The 16,025-nt window shown below is 65.2% G+C and carries 10 protein-coding genes and 1 tRNA gene; 6 read left to right on the plus strand and 5 right to left on the minus strand.

What is annotated here, in order from left to right:
- Positions 1-113: 113 nt before the first annotated feature.
- Positions 114-3,584: a GAF domain-containing protein gene (locus tag JL101_RS21690; protein WP_203096388.1), complete on the minus strand. Its 3,471-nt coding sequence runs from the start codon at positions 3,582-3,584 to the stop codon at positions 114-116.
- Between the two features lie 154 nt (positions 3,585-3,738).
- The gene (locus tag JL101_RS21695) at positions 3,739-4,716 is read right to left on the minus strand and encodes a TerC family protein (protein WP_323374678.1); all 978 of its coding nucleotides are present in this window, start codon (positions 4,714-4,716) and stop codon (positions 3,739-3,741) included.
- A gap of 226 nt (positions 4,717-4,942) precedes the next feature.
- Between JL101_RS21695 and JL101_RS21700 the strand changes: the two genes are divergently transcribed.
- Complete coding sequence (locus tag JL101_RS21700) at positions 4,943-5,701, plus strand: SDR family oxidoreductase (protein WP_203096386.1); 759 nt, start codon at positions 4,943-4,945, stop codon at positions 5,699-5,701.
- A gap of 45 nt (positions 5,702-5,746) precedes the next feature.
- Here the strand turns inward: JL101_RS21700 and JL101_RS21705 are convergent, their stop codons facing one another.
- Entirely contained in the window at positions 5,747-6,340 is a 594-nt protein-coding gene (locus tag JL101_RS21705; RefSeq protein ID WP_203096385.1) for a peptidoglycan-binding domain-containing protein, read from the minus strand.
- A 369-nt stretch (positions 6,341-6,709) separates the two neighbouring features.
- Here JL101_RS21705 and JL101_RS21710 point away from each other — a divergent pair, with 369 nt between their 5' ends.
- Entirely contained in the window at positions 6,710-7,342 is a 633-nt protein-coding gene (locus JL101_RS21710; RefSeq protein WP_203096384.1) for a carbonic anhydrase, read from the plus strand.
- 27 nt (positions 7,343-7,369) lie between these two features.
- Here the strand turns inward: JL101_RS21710 and JL101_RS21715 are convergent, their stop codons facing one another.
- On the minus strand, positions 7,370-7,822 hold the full coding sequence (locus tag JL101_RS21715) for an HAD family hydrolase (protein WP_203096383.1): 453 nt from the start codon (positions 7,820-7,822) through the stop codon (positions 7,370-7,372).
- A 121-nt stretch (positions 7,823-7,943) separates the two neighbouring features.
- Here JL101_RS21715 and JL101_RS21720 point away from each other — a divergent pair, with 121 nt between their 5' ends.
- The 4 genes from JL101_RS21720 to JL101_RS21735 all read left to right on the plus strand — a co-directional run bounded on the left by JL101_RS21720 (position 7,944) and on the right by JL101_RS21735 (position 15,240).
- Positions 7,944-8,552, plus strand: a complete 609-nt coding sequence (locus JL101_RS21720; protein ID WP_203096382.1) for a hypothetical protein — start codon at positions 7,944-7,946, stop codon at positions 8,550-8,552.
- A complete protein-coding gene (locus tag JL101_RS21725) occupies positions 8,549-8,752 on the plus strand; it encodes a hypothetical protein (RefSeq protein WP_203096381.1) in 204 nt (67 codons plus the stop codon). The genes JL101_RS21720 and JL101_RS21725 overlap by 4 nt, the downstream gene beginning before the upstream one ends.
- A gap of 787 nt (positions 8,753-9,539) precedes the next feature.
- Positions 9,540-13,484, plus strand: coding sequence for a GTPase (locus JL101_RS21730; protein ID WP_203096380.1), 3,945 nt, complete (start codon positions 9,540-9,542; stop codon positions 13,482-13,484).
- Positions 13,477-15,240: a GTPase gene (locus tag JL101_RS21735; RefSeq protein WP_203096379.1), complete on the plus strand. Its 1,764-nt coding sequence runs from the start codon at positions 13,477-13,479 to the stop codon at positions 15,238-15,240. The genes JL101_RS21730 and JL101_RS21735 overlap by 8 nt, the downstream gene beginning before the upstream one ends.
- Positions 15,241-15,678: 438 nt before the next feature.
- On the opposite strand, the gene JL101_RS21740 is transcribed toward JL101_RS21735, so the two are convergent.
- A tRNA-Ser gene (locus JL101_RS21740) sits at positions 15,679-15,768 on the minus strand.
- Positions 15,769-16,025: the final 257 nt, after the last annotated feature.

The following is a 16,025-nucleotide window of genomic DNA, read 5'->3' on the forward strand; positions in this document are numbered from 1 at the left end:
ATGCCAGCCGCCGGGCCTCAACTCGCGTCTTCCAGTTAGGTTGTGCCCGTAGGTCGGCCTTCGCCCAAAGGGCGAACGCCGACATCAGCCGCATCGACTCCGGCCGCCCCGTGTCAGCCCGCGCCCTCCAGCATGGCGCGGATCCTCGCCAGCAGGACGCGGGCATTGAAGGGCTTGCCCAGAACCTGGGTGCGCGGGCCGAGGATGCTCTCGTCCAGATCGGCGTCGTGGGCGTAGCCGGTCAGGAACAGGACCGGCAGGTCCGGCCGGCGCCGGCGGGCGATCTCGGCCACCTGGCGGCCGTTCATGCCGGGAAGCCCCACGTCGGTCGCCAGCAGGTCGATCTTCCCGTCCGCCTCCAGGACGGCCAGGGCCGCCGGGGGCTCGTGCGCCTCGATCACGCGGTAGCCCTGCCGTTCCAGCGACTGGACCAGCAGCATGCGCACGAGGCCCTCGTCCTCCAGGACGAGGATCGTCTCGCCGTCCCTGGCGCGCTTGGGCTCCGGCAGGACCGGGGCCGCAGGCGCCACGGACTGGGCCTCGGACTGGGCGCCGCCGCGGTGGCGCGGCAGGTAGAGCTTGACCGTGGTGCCCCCGCCCTCCTCGGAATAGATCGCGGCGTGGCCGCCGGACTGGCGGGCGAAGCCGTAGAGCTGGCTCAGCCCCAGCCCGGTGCCCTGCCCGAACGCCTTTGTGGTGAAGAACGGCTCGAACGCCCGGGCGACCACGTCGCGCGGCATGCCGGTGCCGGTGTCGGTCACCGACAGGCAGACATACTCCCCGGGCTCCAACCCGAACTCGGTCGCGATATAGCTCCCGTCCAGGTTCGCGTTCGCCGTCTCGATGACCAGCCGGCCGCCGTCCGGCATGGCGTCCCGGGCGTTGATCACCAGGTTCAGCAGGGCGTTCTCCACCTGGTTGGCGTCGGCCCAGGTCCGCCACAGCCCGCCGGCAGCCACCGTCTCGACCCGGATCGTTTCGCCGACCGAGCGCCGGATCAGCTCCTGCATGTCGCCGACCAGCGCGTTGAGGTCCAGGCTGACGGGAGCGAGGGGCTGGCGCCGGGCGAAGGCCAGCAGCCGCTGGGTCAGCGTCGCCGCCTTGTCGCCGGCCTGCATCGCGAAGCGGACGGGGCGCAGCAGGTCCTCGCGGTCCGAAAGCCTGTCCTGCAGCATGTCCAGGTTGCCGAGGATCACCTGGAGCAGATTGTTGAAGTCGTGGGCGACGCCGCCGGTAAGCTGGCCCACGGCCTCCATCTTCTGGGACTGGCGGAGCGCCTCCTCGGTGGAGCGGAGCGCGTCCAGGGCGTCGCGCTCGGCCGTCATGTCGCGGCCGACCGCGTGGATACGGGCCTCGTCCGGCACCGCCGTCCACGAGATCAGGCGGTAGGAGCCGTCCTTGTGGCGGTAGCGGTTCTCGAACCGCAGCGTCACCAGCCCCTTGGCGAGGCGTGCGGCCTCCCCCTCGGTCGCGGCGCGGTCGTCGGGATGGATCAGGTCGAGGAACGACAGGCTCAGCAGTTCGGCTTCGGACCAGCCCAGCAGGGTCGACCAGGCCGGGTTGACCGCGACGATCCGCCCGTCGAAGCCGGCGACCAGCATGATGTCGGTCGAGAGGCGCCACATGCGGTCGCGGTCGCGGGTCCGCTCGGCGACCTGCTGTTCGAGCGTGCGGTTCAGCAGGCGCAGCGAGGCTTCCGACCGGGCGCGCTCGGCCGCGGACCAGGTCCGGTCGGCGACGTCGCGGATCAGGGCCAGCTCCTCGCCCGTCCAGGCGCGCGGCGCCCGGTCGTGGATGTAAAGCACCGCCGAAAAGCGCCCCTCCTCCATCACCGGCACGTTGACCATCGCCGCCACGTCGATCGCGCGCAACGCGTCGGCGTGGCCGCTGGTCCGGGGATCGGCCGCGATGTCCGGCATGACCAGCAGTTCGCCCCGGTGCAGGGTGTCGATGAAACTGCCGTAGTGGCGGAACTCGTGCGTGCCGGCGATGCTCGCGACGCGCCCGTCGGTCCAGTCCCGCTCGACCGAGACCTTCAGGCCCCCGGCATCGACCCTGCCGTACCCCGCCCGGGAGACCCCGAGGGCCTTGCCCAGGACTTCCGCCGCCGCCTGGGCGATGGCGCCGGTATCGTTGAGGTCGCGCAGGCGGTCGCCCAGCTCGACCAGGCACGCGGCGCGCTCGCGCGCGCGGACAAGGTCGGTGACGTCGTTGCCGTCGACGAAGATGCCCGAGACCGTGCCGTCGGCCCGGGTGATCGGCTGCAGGACGAAATCGACGAAGCGCTCCTCCCCGCGGGCGTTCGTCGTCGGGTCACCGGGATTCCGCAGGAGCAGCAGACGGACCGCCCGCCCGACATGGGGCACCCCGCTGGCATAGACTTGGTCGAGCAGCCGCACGATGCCCTGCTCCTCCAGTTCCGGGATGGCCTGGCGGACCGGCTTGCCGATGATCTCGCGGTCGCCGACCAGGCGCCGGTAGCTGGCGTTGGCCAGCTCGTAGACGTGGCCCGGCTCGCGCAGCACGGCCATGAAGCTGGGCGCCTGCTCGAAAAGGCGGCGCAGGCGGTCCCCTTCCTCCGCCCTTTGGCGGTTCAGCGCGCCGACCGCCCGCGCCCGCTCGATCGCCTCCCAGGTCCGCTCGACCACGCCGGCCGCCAGCTCCGCGTCGGCTTCGGTCCAGGCGCGGGGAACGGGTTCGTGAAGATAGAGGATGGCTGCGAGACGGCCGCCCTTGAGCAGCGGGACGGCCAGCAGCGCCCGCGCGCCGATCCCGGCGGAGACCGCCCCGGCCGTCCGCGGATCGGCGGCCAGATCGTCGATCCGGAGCGTCAGCCCGGTCCGGAGATGGCCGACCACCCCGCCGCCGAGCAGGTCGAGCGGGAAAGAGCGGCCGGCCAGGCTCGGCATCCGGCCGTCGGTCCAGTCGTTCTCCACCGTGAAGCCGAGCCCGTCCCGGTCGATCTCGGCATAGCCCGCGCGCGACGCCTTGAAATGCCGGCCGAGCATCTCCGCCGCTACGGTCGCGATGTCCCCGGAGGTGTCAAGGGTGCGCAGCCGCTCGGCCAGGTCGAGCTGGAGGGTCAGGCGCCGCCTCGTCATGACCTCGCCCGTCGTCTCCATGCAGGCGCACAGGAAGCCGGCGACGTCCCCCGCCTCGTCGCGCAGCGGCGAGAACGAGAAGGTGAACCAGGTGTCCTCCAGGACGCCGTTGCGTGTCATGGAGAGGTGGAAATCCTCGAACCAGATCGCCTCGCCCGCCAGCGCGCGTTCGGTGAGCTGGCGCAGGTCGTCCCAGATCTCCGCCCACAGGCGGGAGAAGGGCTGCCCCGGCTCGGCCGGGTGCTTGGCGCCGAGCAGCGGGATGTAGCTGTCGTTATGGAAGAAGAGGAGGTCCGCCCCCCACGCCACATACATGGGATGGCGCGAGTTGAGCATGATGCCGACCGCCGTGCGCAGAGCCGCCGGCCAGCCCGCCGGCGCCCCGAGGGGCGAGGACGTCCAGTCGTGGGCACGCAACCGCGCGCCCATCTCTCCGCCGCCCGACAGGAAGGGCGGGCGATCCTCCCCGGAGGAGTCCCTCATCCGGCGTCCCGACCGGACGCGGCCATGGGGCTCCGGATGGGGTCGGGTCGGATCGGGGTCGGGAGGGTCATGGCCGCACGCATGGTCTGGGTGAAGGCGACCATAGGCCCAAGCCCCCCTCCCGCACAACCGATCAAGAGGCGAAAAGCCGCCGTCAGGACTGGCGCGCCGCTTCCGCCCGATCCTGGTACTCCCCGACCTGGTTCTCGACGTTGGCGAGTTCCGCCGGCACCGGTTCGTTCCGGGTCTTGATCAGGGACAGCACGACGGAGCCGCCGATCAGGGTCGCGGTGACGCCGAGCGCCAGGGCGGTCGGGACCTTCCAGATGTCGATCAGAATCATCTTCGTGCCGATGAACACCAGCACCAGCGACAGCCCGTATTTCAGGTAACTGAACCGGTGGATGATGCCGGCCAGCGCGAAATACAGCGACCGCAGGCCAAGGATCGCGAAGACGTTGGAGGTGTAGACGATGAACGGGTCGTCGGTCACCGCGAAGATCGCCGGCACGCTGTCGAGCGCAAACATCAGGTCGGTCGCCTCGATCATCACCAGCACGAGCAGCATCGGGGTCGCCAGCAGCAGCCCGTTGCGCCGCACGAAGAAGGCGGTGCCCTCGTAGTTGTCGGTCATGCGGACGCGGGCGCGGACGAAGCGGAGGATGCGGTTGTCCTCGAGGTTCTTTTCCTCGTCCGACGAGAACAGCATCTTGAAGCCGGTGAACAGCAGGAACGCGCCGAACAGGTAGATCGTCCAGTGGAACTGGTGGATCAGCGCGGTGCCGGCGAAGATCAGGGCCGCGCGCATGACCAGCGCGCCCAGGATGCCCCAGAACAGGACGCGGTGCTGGTATTGGGGCGGCACGGCGAAATGGCCGAAGATCATCGCCATGACGAAGATGTTGTCGACCGACAGGCTCCACTCGATCAGGTAGCCGGTCGTGAATTCCAGCCCCTTCTCCATCCCCATGAACCAGTAGATGCCGCCGTTGAAGGCGAAGGCGAGGGAGATGTAGCAGGAGCTGGCGATCAGCGCCTCGCGGACGGTGATCTGATGGGGGCGGCGGTTGAAGACGCCGAGGTCGAGTGCAAGCAGTACGAGGATGAAGGCATTGAAGCCTATCCAAATCAAGGGTGATGTTTCCATCGGCCCCTCCAGATGCGGTCACGCCCGTCGGCGCAAGAGCAGAGGAAGGGATCCGACATCATAGGTGGCGACCCACCTACCAGAGGGGCCCGGATCCGGTTTCGGCGACTCCCTAGCTCCGGCTGCCGCTGCTGTCAAGGTTGCCATCCCTCCCGTGGCATGCTTGATGAAGGGGCATCATGAAGCCCGAAGCATGAGGGGGGAAAAGAACATGGCTTCCACGGAGAAGGTCGCGCTGATCACCGGCGCCGGGACGGGAGTCGGCAGGGCCGTGGCCCTTGCGTTGCTGGAGGCGGGGTACTCCGTCGTCCTGGCCGGCCGCCGCCGGGAACCGCTGGAGGAGACCGCGGCGCAAGGCGCCCGGTTCGGCGGGCGCACGCTGGTGGTGCCGACCGACATCGGCGACCCGGCCTCGGTCGAGGCGCTTTTCGCGAAGACGAAGGAGGAGTTCGGCCGACTCGACCTGCTTTTCAACAATGCCGGCAGCGGCGCCCCGGCGATCCCGCTGGAGGAACTGACCTTCGACCAGTGGAAGAAGGTGGTGGACGCCAACCTGACCGGCGCGTTCCTGTGCACCCAGGGCGCCTTCCGGCTGATGAAGGACCAGCAGCCCCGCGGCGGCAGGATCATCAACAACGGCTCGATCTCGGCCACGACGCCCCGGCCCAACTCGGCGCCCTATACCGCGACCAAGCACGCGATCACCGGCCTGACCAAGTCCACCTCGCTGGACGGCCGGAAATACGACATCGCCTGCGGCCAGATCGACATCGGCAATGCCGCGACCGACATGACCGAGCGGATGAAGGAAGGCGTGCAGCAGGCCGACGGCTCGTTCGCGCCCGAGCCGCGGATGGACCCGCGGCACGTCGCGAACGCCGTGGTCCACATGGCCAGCCTGCCGCTGGAGGCCAACGTGCTGTTCATGACCGTGATGGCGACCAAGATGCCGTTCGTCGGCCGGGGCTGAGGCTCAGGCCGAGGCCGAGGCCGGAACCGGGCATCCGGGCGGGGGTCAGTCGACCCCGGCCAGCACGACCTGGGAGTCCAGGCCCATGGTCGTCAGCGTGTTGGGCGTGACCGTGCCCGTCACCTGCAGCCCGCGGTCGCGCTGGAACCGCTCCAGCGCGGCCTGCGTGCTCTCGCCCCAGATGCCGTCGGTCTCCCCGGCATAGAGGCCGAGCTGCTTCAGCCGGCCCTGGATGGTGCGGACCGCGTCGGTGGAGAGCGCCTTGCCCTGGACCTCCGCCGGGAGCGCCGCCGTGCCGGCATCGGCGTCGAGCCCCAGCAGGTCGGTCGGCCGTATGCCCATGGTCGCGAGCGTCGCCTGGTTGAGGCCGTCGGTCACCTGGAGCCCGCGGCTGCGCTGGAAGTCCTCCAGGGCCTCCTGGCTGTCGCGGCCCCAGATGCCGTCCACCGCGCCCGTATAGGCGCCCAGCTCCTTCAGGCGGCGCTGGATCTCCTTTTGCCCCTGGGGCGACAGCGGCTGGGTGTAGCTGAGCGACCGCGAGCCGTCGGAGGAAGTCTGGGCGAAGCTGGCTGGCGCGAAAGCGGCGGATGACAAGAGCACACCCGTGAACAGCAATCCGATCCTTGCGTAGTGCTTCATCCCCAGCGCTCCCTGTCTTCGGGTTGTTTGCACCGCGGCATCGATCCGCCGCGAGGTTTCACCCTCTACAACAGCGTTCGGCGGAATTACTCCCGCTCCGGCGCGATGGGCGTGCGGAACTGCATACAGGCGAACGGCACGCGGAGCCGGGGGAGCTTGCCGCGGCGCCGGTGCGGCGGAATGCGCGCGTTTGCGACAACGGGGCGCGGATCGGCGCGGAAATTCAGCTTGCCAGATACATAGGAGACGAGGCATTTCCTGCTCGCCGGAACCGGCGCGCGGCTTGCTTCGGGTCAGACCCTGCCGGGCCGCGGGTTTCCGGCAGCGCGCGTCGGGACCACTGCTTGAACTTTCGTGGAGAGAGCCACCATGTCTTCCATCGATCGGCTTATCGCCGGGTTCAGGGCGTTCCGTGTCTCGAATTTCGAGCACCGCCCCGAACTGTTCGAGCAGCTTGTCAGCCGCGGCCAAGCGCCCGAGGTGCTGATGATCGCCTGCTCGGACTCGCGGGTCGATCCGGCCCTGCTGCTCAACGCCCAGCCGGGCGAGCTGTTCGTGGTGCGCAACGTCGCCAACCTGGTCCCGCCCTACGAGCCCGACGGCCGGCACCACGGCACCAGCGCGGCGCTGGAGTTCGCCGTCCGCGACCTGAAGGTCTCGCATATCGTGGTGCTGGGCCATTCCCGCTGCGGCGGCATGGCGGCGCTCCGCAACTCGGCGCTTGGCGAACGGTCCGACCGCGAGTTCATAGCGCCCTGGGTCTCCATCGCGGAGGAGGCCTGCCACTGCGCCGATGCCGAGACCCTGGCCGGCCCGGACGGGGCACGGCTGGTGGAACAGGCTGCCCTCAAGGTCTCGCTGGCCAACCTGATGACTTTTCCCTGGGTGCGCGACCGCGTCGAGTCCGGCGAGCTTCAGCTCCACGCCTGGTGGTTCAACCTGGAGAAGGGCGAACTCTGGGCCGTCACCGACGACGCGGAGCCGCCGGCCCCCATCGCGTGAGGTCAGCCGGCCGTCCGGGAACCGGTTTCAGAAACCCAGCCGCTTCAGGTCGGCGATCGAGCTGGCGGCGCCGGTGTGAAGGATGAAGACGCCGCCGGCCGCTTCCCACGGGGCACGGGTGCCGGCGCGGTCGTCCACCAGCACATGCCCCGGACCGGCATGGCGCGCCTTGTCGCGCGTCATGCAGGTGATGACCGGAACGTCGGCGCCCAGCATGGCCGCGACCCAGCGGCGTTTCTGCTCCGGTGCCCAGTCGCCCAGGGGCAGGCCGGTCAGGATGGTCGGCCCGTGGGGCTTGCAGAACTCCCACAGGACCTGGGCGTCGTGCATCATCTCCAGCGTGCCGTAGAAGTCCGGCGCCTTGGCGAGCGCCTGCCACATGCGCTTCAGCGGCAGCTGGTCGGGCCGCCGGCCGGTCACGGCCTCGACCCCGCGGTCGAAATCGGCCAGCACGCCGTCGAGGTCCAGGAAAAGCTTCATGTCGGTCGTACCCAGGCTTGCGAATGTTCCGTGGCGCCGGGAGAGCCTCCCGCACGATCAGGAACATAGGCGGCCGGACGGCGTCACGCTATTGTGGGACGGAAACTCCCGGGAGGACGTCATGCCGATCCGCACCGCCGCCAGAACCGCCGCGATGGTCGTTGCTTCCATCCTCGCCACCGGCGGAGCGTCGGCCCAGACCGCGCCGCCGACCGCGCCCCCGATGGGCCATGGCAGCCATCACCAAGGCCACCATGGCTCCCCGGCCGCGCCGCCGGCGGGCACGGCTCCGGCAATGCCGGGGCAGGACGCCTTCGGCGCGATCCAGGAGATCGTCCAAATCCTCAACGCCGATCCGGCCACCGACTGGTCCAAGGTGGACATCGAGGCCTTGCGCCGGCACCTGATCGACATGAACGAGGTCACGCTCAACGCGACTGCCGTGGCGACGCCGGTGGAGGGCGGAGCGCGCTTCGAGGTTTCCGGCGAGGGCCGCACCCTGGAAGCGATCCGCCGCATGGTCCCCGCCCACGCCCGCGAGATCGACGGCATGGACGGCTGGACGGTACGGGCGGACCCGACGCCGACCGGCGTCGCGCTGACGGCGACCGCCGCCGCCCCCGGTCAGGCCGCGAAAATCCGCGCACTCGGCTTCATCGGCATCATGGCCCGGGGCAGCCACCACCAAGCGCACCACCTCGCGATGGCGCGGGGGGAGTTCGGGCATTGAGGGGTTTTACCGCGCTTCTACGTTATCCAGTGCATGTCAAGCCGCACGGTTCCGCAATTGAACAGGGTCTCGCCCCGGGGACCGGCGCGCTCGGCGCCGTCGCGATGCCGAACATCGAACTCGGTAACATCGCGGGCACGCTGGCGGCTGGCTCGGCCGGGAAGTGCCTCACCAAGAAATACCTGTTGGCCGGGATCTAAACGGGCCGCACCCTGGCCTCGGCTTGGTTCATCTTGACGCCGAAGGACGCCCACCACGCTGCTCGTGTTCTCGGCCGTGATGGGCAGCCCGTGGCTAGCCACCGTGCCGCTCACCTCGGGCTTGGTCGTCCATTTCTACGGGTTGCGCTAAAGGGGCACGCTCTACGGCATCGTAGCTGCCATGGGCGTCTGGCTCGGCGGCCGGCTCTACGACTCCTATGGCAGCTACGATGGCTTGTGGTGGATCGGCATCGGCATCGGCGCCTTCAGCGCGCTTGTCCATCTGCCGATCCGCAGGTCCGCGTGGCCCCTTGCGGCGGTCCCAGCATAGGGAAGCACCTGAGTGCCTGACGGGGCAGTTGGTGCGCGCTAAGCGTGCAACGGTCAACGGGTTTTTAGGTACGAAGGATTGCGCGATCCGGAATCCCGCTCCCGGACGCCAGGCGGAGTCCGTCAATTCCGCCACTCTGAAGTGAGTGGACGGGCTCATCGACCCTCGCCTGCACGAACGAATCGGGGGGGGCTTCCGCCGATCGAAGCTGGAGCGCGTCACGCGCCCAAATCGATGACATCACTGCAGCGGCTCGGCCCAATGCAAGGGGCCTCCGATAAACCCGGCGCGGTTCAATTCAGTGTAGCATTGACAAGGGCGTCGTCCTTGAGATGAGCACAGTAGCAAACTGCTATCCACTTCGGCCGAGCGAAGACGCATGTGCCCGCGCGACAGATCGTATGATGCTCGTGTACCCTCAGCCTCAACGTGCAGGCTTCGTTTTGGCGAGTAGATATGGTGGTCCATGTAACTCAGGAGATTATCCAAAATTATCCTGACTTGAGCCAACTTCAGGCGCAGTCGGCGACCGGACCCCAAACGTATACAACCTGCATCGCAACCGATGAGCTAGCTCTGGCAACCAGCGAAGCCGTGGCTCGGAGCCAGGCAGAAATTGAGCGGCTGGCCGGCCGCCTGGACGTATTCTTGGCCGGGATGCGGGCCGTCGCCGATAAAACGCTGATGAACCAGATCGGTGGAAAAGAAAGCGATTCGGCACGGCAGCTCACAGAGTTCCTGGATCAGTTGCGACACAATAGCGAAGATCTGCTACAGCGGCAGCGCTCAGCGCTGAAGACGTTCAACACTGTTCTATTTGGCCGCACGGGTGCAGGGAAGAGCTCCATGATCACGGCCATGGCGCGCACCGATGGCAAGGCGGTATCGCATGGGGAGAGTGACTGGACGACCGACGTCAAGCCGCTCCCATGGAATTCATGTCTGATCTATGACACCCCCGGCATCAACGGGTGGGGACGAGGGCAAAGTCGCGATAAGCTGGAGGCACGTGCGCGCGAAGCGGTCGAGGTAGCAGACGTCGTATTGGTCTGCTTCGATACCCAGAGCCAACAGATTGAGGAGTTCGCCAAGCTTGCAGCCTGGGTAATTCATTACCGTAAACCCCTCATCGCTGTGCTCAACCAACGCAATCCCGTGTGGCGGGTGCCTGACCGGGTGCCGAGCGGTACAGCCCGCGCAAACCTATCGCGGGCGATTGCAGAGCATGCGGGCAACATCCGAGACGAACTGGGCCGCCTGGGATTGGGAAACGTGCCACTCATCGCGGTCAACTCCAAGCGTGCGGTCGCTGCCCGTGCCGCCTCGCCGTTCGAGGGACCGGACCTGGAGGGCTTGACGAAACAGAGGGACGTCTACGGTTGCGAAACCCTTGAGGCTTGGTCCAACTATCGCCGCCTGGAGCAATTGCTGGTGCAGGCCGTCGGCGAGCACGCCGTCGCCTTTCGGCTTGGCGCGCTGAATGACCAGCTTCGTAGTGTGTTCCAAGACCTGCACTGCCAGTTCGACAAGCTCGGCAGCAACTCCCGGCTCGGTGCGGAGACCCTTGAAAAAGAGATGCTTGCGCCGCTGCTGCGGCTGGTCGGCTATCCGCGCAAGGACGATGCGGAGTGCCGTGCCGCCCTTGTCGTCGATGGACACGATTTGCTTGACGAGCTTGAGCAGCACCGCCGTGGTGCGTTCCAGGCACCGGCCGAGGGCGAGTACACACGGCTGACACGGAGCCTGATCGAGGCTGGGATCACTCCGTTGCGACTGACGTCCCTGAGAAACGCGGAAATGTGTATTTTCGATGCGTTCGAGTGCGGCAAAGAGATTGACGGCGAGAGTGTTCGGCTCGCCTGCTTCGATGAGCTGACCATGCGACGGATTGCTGAGACTGCCCTTGCGGAAGGTTTTGCCTATCTCCGCGACAGGGCCGCCCTCGCTGAGACGGACACCCGCTTTGCGCTAAACCTCCAGATCCGTGCCAACGCCATCGCCGGGGCCAGTGGGGATGGATGGAAACACAGCGCCTGGGCTCTAAAGACCGGCGGCATTCTAGCCGGCGCTTTCGGCGCCTTAGGTGGATTCGCGATCGCCAATTTCTGGAATCCGCTGGGCTGGGCAGCTGGCCCCGCTGCCCTTGTTGCACTTCTCGGCAGTGCAGGCGCGACCCTATTCGGCCTGTTAGGAGACTCCGCTCGCAAGGAGGCGGAGTCGAACCGCCTTGCGGCACGCCGTACTGCTATGGCCAGTATCCGGAAGACAGTTCACGCGACCTACGACAGGGTCACTGAAGATCTGATGGCACAGGTGCGGCAAACGGCAGTATCGGCCAGCGCCAAACTGCTGCTTGGGCCGGTTCGGCAGGCGTTAGAACTGCGGCGCATTGCGGAAATTTGCGGTGAGTTGACAACTCGCCTAGCCCAGCAGATCGACGAACTTCCGATTAGGGTTTACCCTCAGGCGTTGCTTTGGGAAGTTGCGCGTCGTCAAGAGCAAGCGGCGTTTCCGGGCATGGCCAACGCTTCGGCGCTGTATTGGCTGGGCGAGGACTGGATCGAGGATCCGCGTGGGCTCAGCCAACAGAAGGCCTCCATAGGGTCGGGGCGGACAGATTGCTACAATTCCAAGCTCTTCGACAGCCTGTTTGCCAGAATGGGTCGCATCTTCGAGCGCGCTGATTGCGGCATCAATGGCCAGGATGCCGACACTTGGCTGCATGAGATGGCTGAGCGGTGTAGGGATGACCCGTTGGCGCAGAATACACTGTCCGAGTTGAAGACCATCGGCGAAGACGGGCGGCCGCGGATCCATCTTGTGGGCGACTATAACTCAGGCAAATCCAGCTTCATTAAGCGCCTTCTCATCGAAGCCGGGCTGCCAGCGCCAGCGTCACTGGAAGTCGCGGCCAGACCAACGACCGCTGCGTTGCTCGAATACGACTGCAATGGTCTGGTGCTGGTTGACGCCCCAGGCTTCCAAAGCGGTGACGCGGCGCATGCGGAGATAGCCTCGAACGCCTTTCCGGACGCATCCGCCGTGATTTTCCTTTTCCAGCCCAATCTGGTCCTGGGCGACGATCAAGCGCTACGAGCGGTGCTGCTGGGGGATGCTGAGCGTGGTCTGCTGGCCAAACGCGATCGAGTGTGCTTCATCGTAAACCGAGCCGATGAGCTAGGCGTCGATCCTGAATGGTCGCCAACGGTGTACGCGCAACTGACGGAGCGCAAGCGGCTGGAGTTGGTGCAGGCTCTGAAGTCTCGTGGGATTGAGGCCGACGAAGATCGCATCGTCTTTATGGCCAGTGATCCCTATGGTCTTGTCGGCAACAATGTCGACGTGGACGCGTCGGCCTTCGATGCCCATCGCGCTTGGGATGGGTTCGACCACTTCAACGCGGCCCTGAACCGGGCTCGTCCTTCGCTCTTGGCGTCTGGTGTGGCGCGGTCAGTACTGGAAGGCGGCGTCGCGCGGCTGACGAGGCTGAAGGGCGACCGGCTGATCAGGGTCGTGATGGGAACGCAAGCGCTTCGGGAGATCAAACGCGTCATCGAGGCCGTACGTGAAACGATCGGGAACGGACAACAACTCGGCGAACGGTTCTTCCATGACCTGCAATGCCTCGTCGAAGACTATGTATCTGCTCGAAAGGATGAGGTCCTCGGCGAACGCGACCCTGTGCGCCTGCGGATCAAGGCCGAGGCGCTTTCGCAGTGGTGGACCGACCCAGCGTTGCAGGTCGAGATGACACAATGGCAAATGCGGTGCGCCGAAGCGTTGGAATCGTGGTACGTACAAAGCATCGAGGCGCTCTCGCGACGTATGGAATCGGTCGAATTCCGGCAATCACTTCGAATGCCTGTAGAGCGCTATGACAGGATTCTTGATGATGCGCAAGGTAAGGGACCGGCACTTGAAGTAATTGATAAGATCGGACGGTCCTTAGGCGGTGCGACCCGGGATGTTGTTTACAGCATCGGCAAGGCGCTGGGCGTGAAGTTCAAGCCCTGGGGAGCAGTCAAATTGGCTCGGAGCCTCGCCAAGGCCGGTGCGGTGATCGCCGTTATCGGAGTCGTGGTTGACATTGCATTCGTGTTCGTGGACGAAAAGCGGCAGGCGGAACGCGAACGGCACCGGCACGAGTTAACTGACTTCTTGCGAGCATCATCGCACAGGGTCGTACACACCGCAGCCTTTGGAGACGAGGATCAGCCAGGCCTGCTGCCCCAGCTTGGGGACGCGTTGGCAATATTTGAGCGGCATGCGCGCGAACTGACCGAAGCCTACGACGCGCTGGCTGACGAGATCTCCTGCGAGGAAGAGTGGATCGAAACCTATAGGGCACTGACAGCACAAGCACTCGAGCGGCTTCAAAAGCGGGGACGGTCACATGTCTGAAACTTCGCACATCACAGAATCGCTCTGGGCTCACTTGGCGACATTCCCGGCCACAAGGGAAGCGGTGTTAGAGCATCTAAACCGATGGAACGCATTCGCTGCCACTGACGTACTGCGGGTCATCATTTTTGGCGTTTACGACGCTGGCAAGAGCAGCCTGCTCAAGCGTCTGCTGGTGGAAGCAGGTGTCCCAGTGCCGTCCTGGCTCACGGTCAGCGCGCGCCGCGAAACCTTCGAGGCGTTGGAGATCGAGGCAGGCAACCTGATCTTCGTCGACTCGCCGGGCCTGAAAGGGGGCAACGATAGGCATGACGACATCAGCCGCAAGGCCCTGCAGCTTGCGGACGCATACTTATGGGTAATGCCGCCTCAACTGGTGACATCCGGACAGGCGGAAATCCTGGGCTTCCTCAAAGGAGACTTCTTCCATTGTAAACTTCCCCACGAGGCGGTCGTCGGCGCGACCATCGCGGTCATCGGCCGGATGGACGAGGCCGGTGTGGACCCGCCCGATAGTCCTGAAGGATACCGCAGCATCGTCGCAACCAAGACGGCCGAGTTCGAAGCGATGCTGCGCAAGGCGGGTATCGAGGGCGGTCTCGTCGGCCCTCTCTGCGTCGCCGCCGACCCCTATCAGAGTGTTGGCAACCTGCCGGATCCCGAGCTGGGGCTCTACGATCCTGGCAGGGAATGGGATGGCATCGATGCATTGCAGACAGCGCTGGGCCGGCTGGGTGGCGATTTCCTAAGGTTGAGAGCGTGGGCCGGACTGCGGTTCGTTGCTGCGGTCGCAAAGGAACTCGCTGGTGAACTCGCTGAGCATAGGTCGGCGATGGATCTTCAAGCTGAGCGCTTCGTCCGTGAGGAGGAACGTTACCGCCTGTTTCGCAAACGGCTGTCGGTCTTGATAGCGCAAGCGGAGAAGGATCTTCAGCGTCGTGTCGAGGAAGCACTGCTTTCCATAACCCGTATTGGATCCGAGGACACCGGAAAGGCCATCGATCGTCTCGAAAAGGCGATGAAACAGGGCATCGACCAGTGGTCGGCATTCAGTGTGGCGGAACTCACGGGTCTTGCGCAGGAGTTCGAATTGGAGTTGCACGAGCATCCTCTTGAGATCGATCTATCAGCGATCGGCGATGTATCAGATGGCCGCATAGGCACCTCACCATCCATGTGGCAGAAGGACGGCCTCAACAAACTCCGCAGCTGCGTGTTCGGGTTTGGTCCAGTGCTGAAGGAGTCCTTCCATGCCTACGTTGGCGCCAGCATAGGCATGTCGGTGAAGACCGCATCCGATAGGCTGCAGAAGCTGGAAGGCTTAGAAGGGGATGCATTGACTGCCGCCATCAAAAAGCTGTTCAGAACCACGGAAAGGATGGAAGAGGCCAGCAAGTACGTCAGGTGGAGCGAACTGGCGGCCGTCTTGGGGCCGATCGCCGCCCAACTCGCCGGCTTGGGTATGGATCTCGTCGCAGATCTCATGACCGCGCAGGAGGCTGCTGAGCGAAAGCGGCGGCGTGACGAACTCATTGGAGAGCTCGCCGAACTCTCCGCCAAAATCGTCGATCAGGCGAATTCGATTTTCAAAGTTATTTGCGACGACTTGGATGCGCCGTTGACCGAGCAGATGGAATTGGCACTGTGCAAGAGAATGCACCTGTTAGAACAACGCAAGAAGATAGACCTTTTTCTGATCGAGCTGAACAACCGACTCGACCAGATGAGCGCCCGGAGGAAAACCGCTGGGGCCTAATTGAAACACCCTCCTAGAATGTGCGAGTTGCGAATCTCACGCAATGGGCGGGTGTCGTGGAATTGGTAGACTCACGTGAATTCGAATTCCTCACCACTGTCATGCGGGCTCGAGTCCCGCCGTCTACACCACACCTTTATAAGCACGGTCGGAGGGCGGCCAGATTGGATCACGGATTCACCCCGACCCTCTCCGCCCAACGTTCGGCAATCGAAACCTAGCGATAAGCCAACCATTGTTCTGCGGGAAAGTAACTCCTGTACCAACTTCGACGTCGGTAGAATTTTGGCGGAGAAAACCAGCCCGTAGATAGAGAAAATGCCTCAGAACCGCCTAGCCAGCCAAATTGCCGGTTCCGTTCCTGTACGCTAAAGCTTTTAATAACTCGGAGTTCTTCAGGAAGCGACGCGCAGGAGGGCACGTCTAATTCTAAAATAGTGGCGGACGGGGTGGGATTCGAACCCACGGTACCCTTGCAGGTACGCCGCATTTCGAGTGCGGTGCCTTCAACCACTCGACCACCCGTCCGACGCATCAGCCTCGCCCACCGCGCGGTGGCGAAGCGGCGCGGAAACTAGCGTATGTAGCCGGCGTCCGCAAGGCCAACTTTTGCATCCGGATCCTGACGAGTTCAACGCGGATTTTCGCGTCGCGGCGCAGGTCCGTCGGCCACTCTACCCCTCGTGGTTTTCCGACAAACCGTCCCGGCGGGATGGGCGCCTGATGTGTTCGACGCCATACTTCACCAACACCAAGGCTTTCCAGCTCTCATCGATGAACCTGAT

This window comes from Skermanella rosea (genome assembly GCF_016806835.2).
Taxonomy (GTDB): Bacteria; Pseudomonadota; Alphaproteobacteria; order Azospirillales; family Azospirillaceae; genus Skermanella; species Skermanella rosea.

What these genes read in the sequence shown, in the direction of transcription:
- JL101_RS21690 (WP_203096388.1), bottom strand. Translation starts at nt 3,584, where the DNA reads ATGAGGGACTCCTCCGGGGAGGATCGCCCGCCCTTCCTGTCGGGCGGC.
- JL101_RS21700 (WP_203096386.1), top strand. Translation starts at nt 4,943, where the DNA reads ATGGCTTCCACGGAGAAGGTCGCGCTGATCACCGGCGCCGGGACGGGA.
- JL101_RS21705 (WP_203096385.1), bottom strand. Translation starts at nt 6,340, where the DNA reads ATGAAGCACTACGCAAGGATCGGATTGCTGTTCACGGGTGTGCTCTTG.
- JL101_RS21710 (WP_203096384.1), top strand. Translation starts at nt 6,710, where the DNA reads ATGTCTTCCATCGATCGGCTTATCGCCGGGTTCAGGGCGTTCCGTGTC.
- JL101_RS21715 (WP_203096383.1), bottom strand. Translation starts at nt 7,822, where the DNA reads ATGAAGCTTTTCCTGGACCTCGACGGCGTGCTGGCCGATTTCGACCGC.
- JL101_RS21720 (WP_203096382.1), top strand. Translation starts at nt 7,944, where the DNA reads ATGCCGATCCGCACCGCCGCCAGAACCGCCGCGATGGTCGTTGCTTCC.
- JL101_RS21730 (WP_203096380.1), top strand. Translation starts at nt 9,540, where the DNA reads ATGGTGGTCCATGTAACTCAGGAGATTATCCAAAATTATCCTGACTTG.
- JL101_RS21735 (WP_203096379.1), top strand. Translation starts at nt 13,477, where the DNA reads ATGTCTGAAACTTCGCACATCACAGAATCGCTCTGGGCTCACTTGGCG.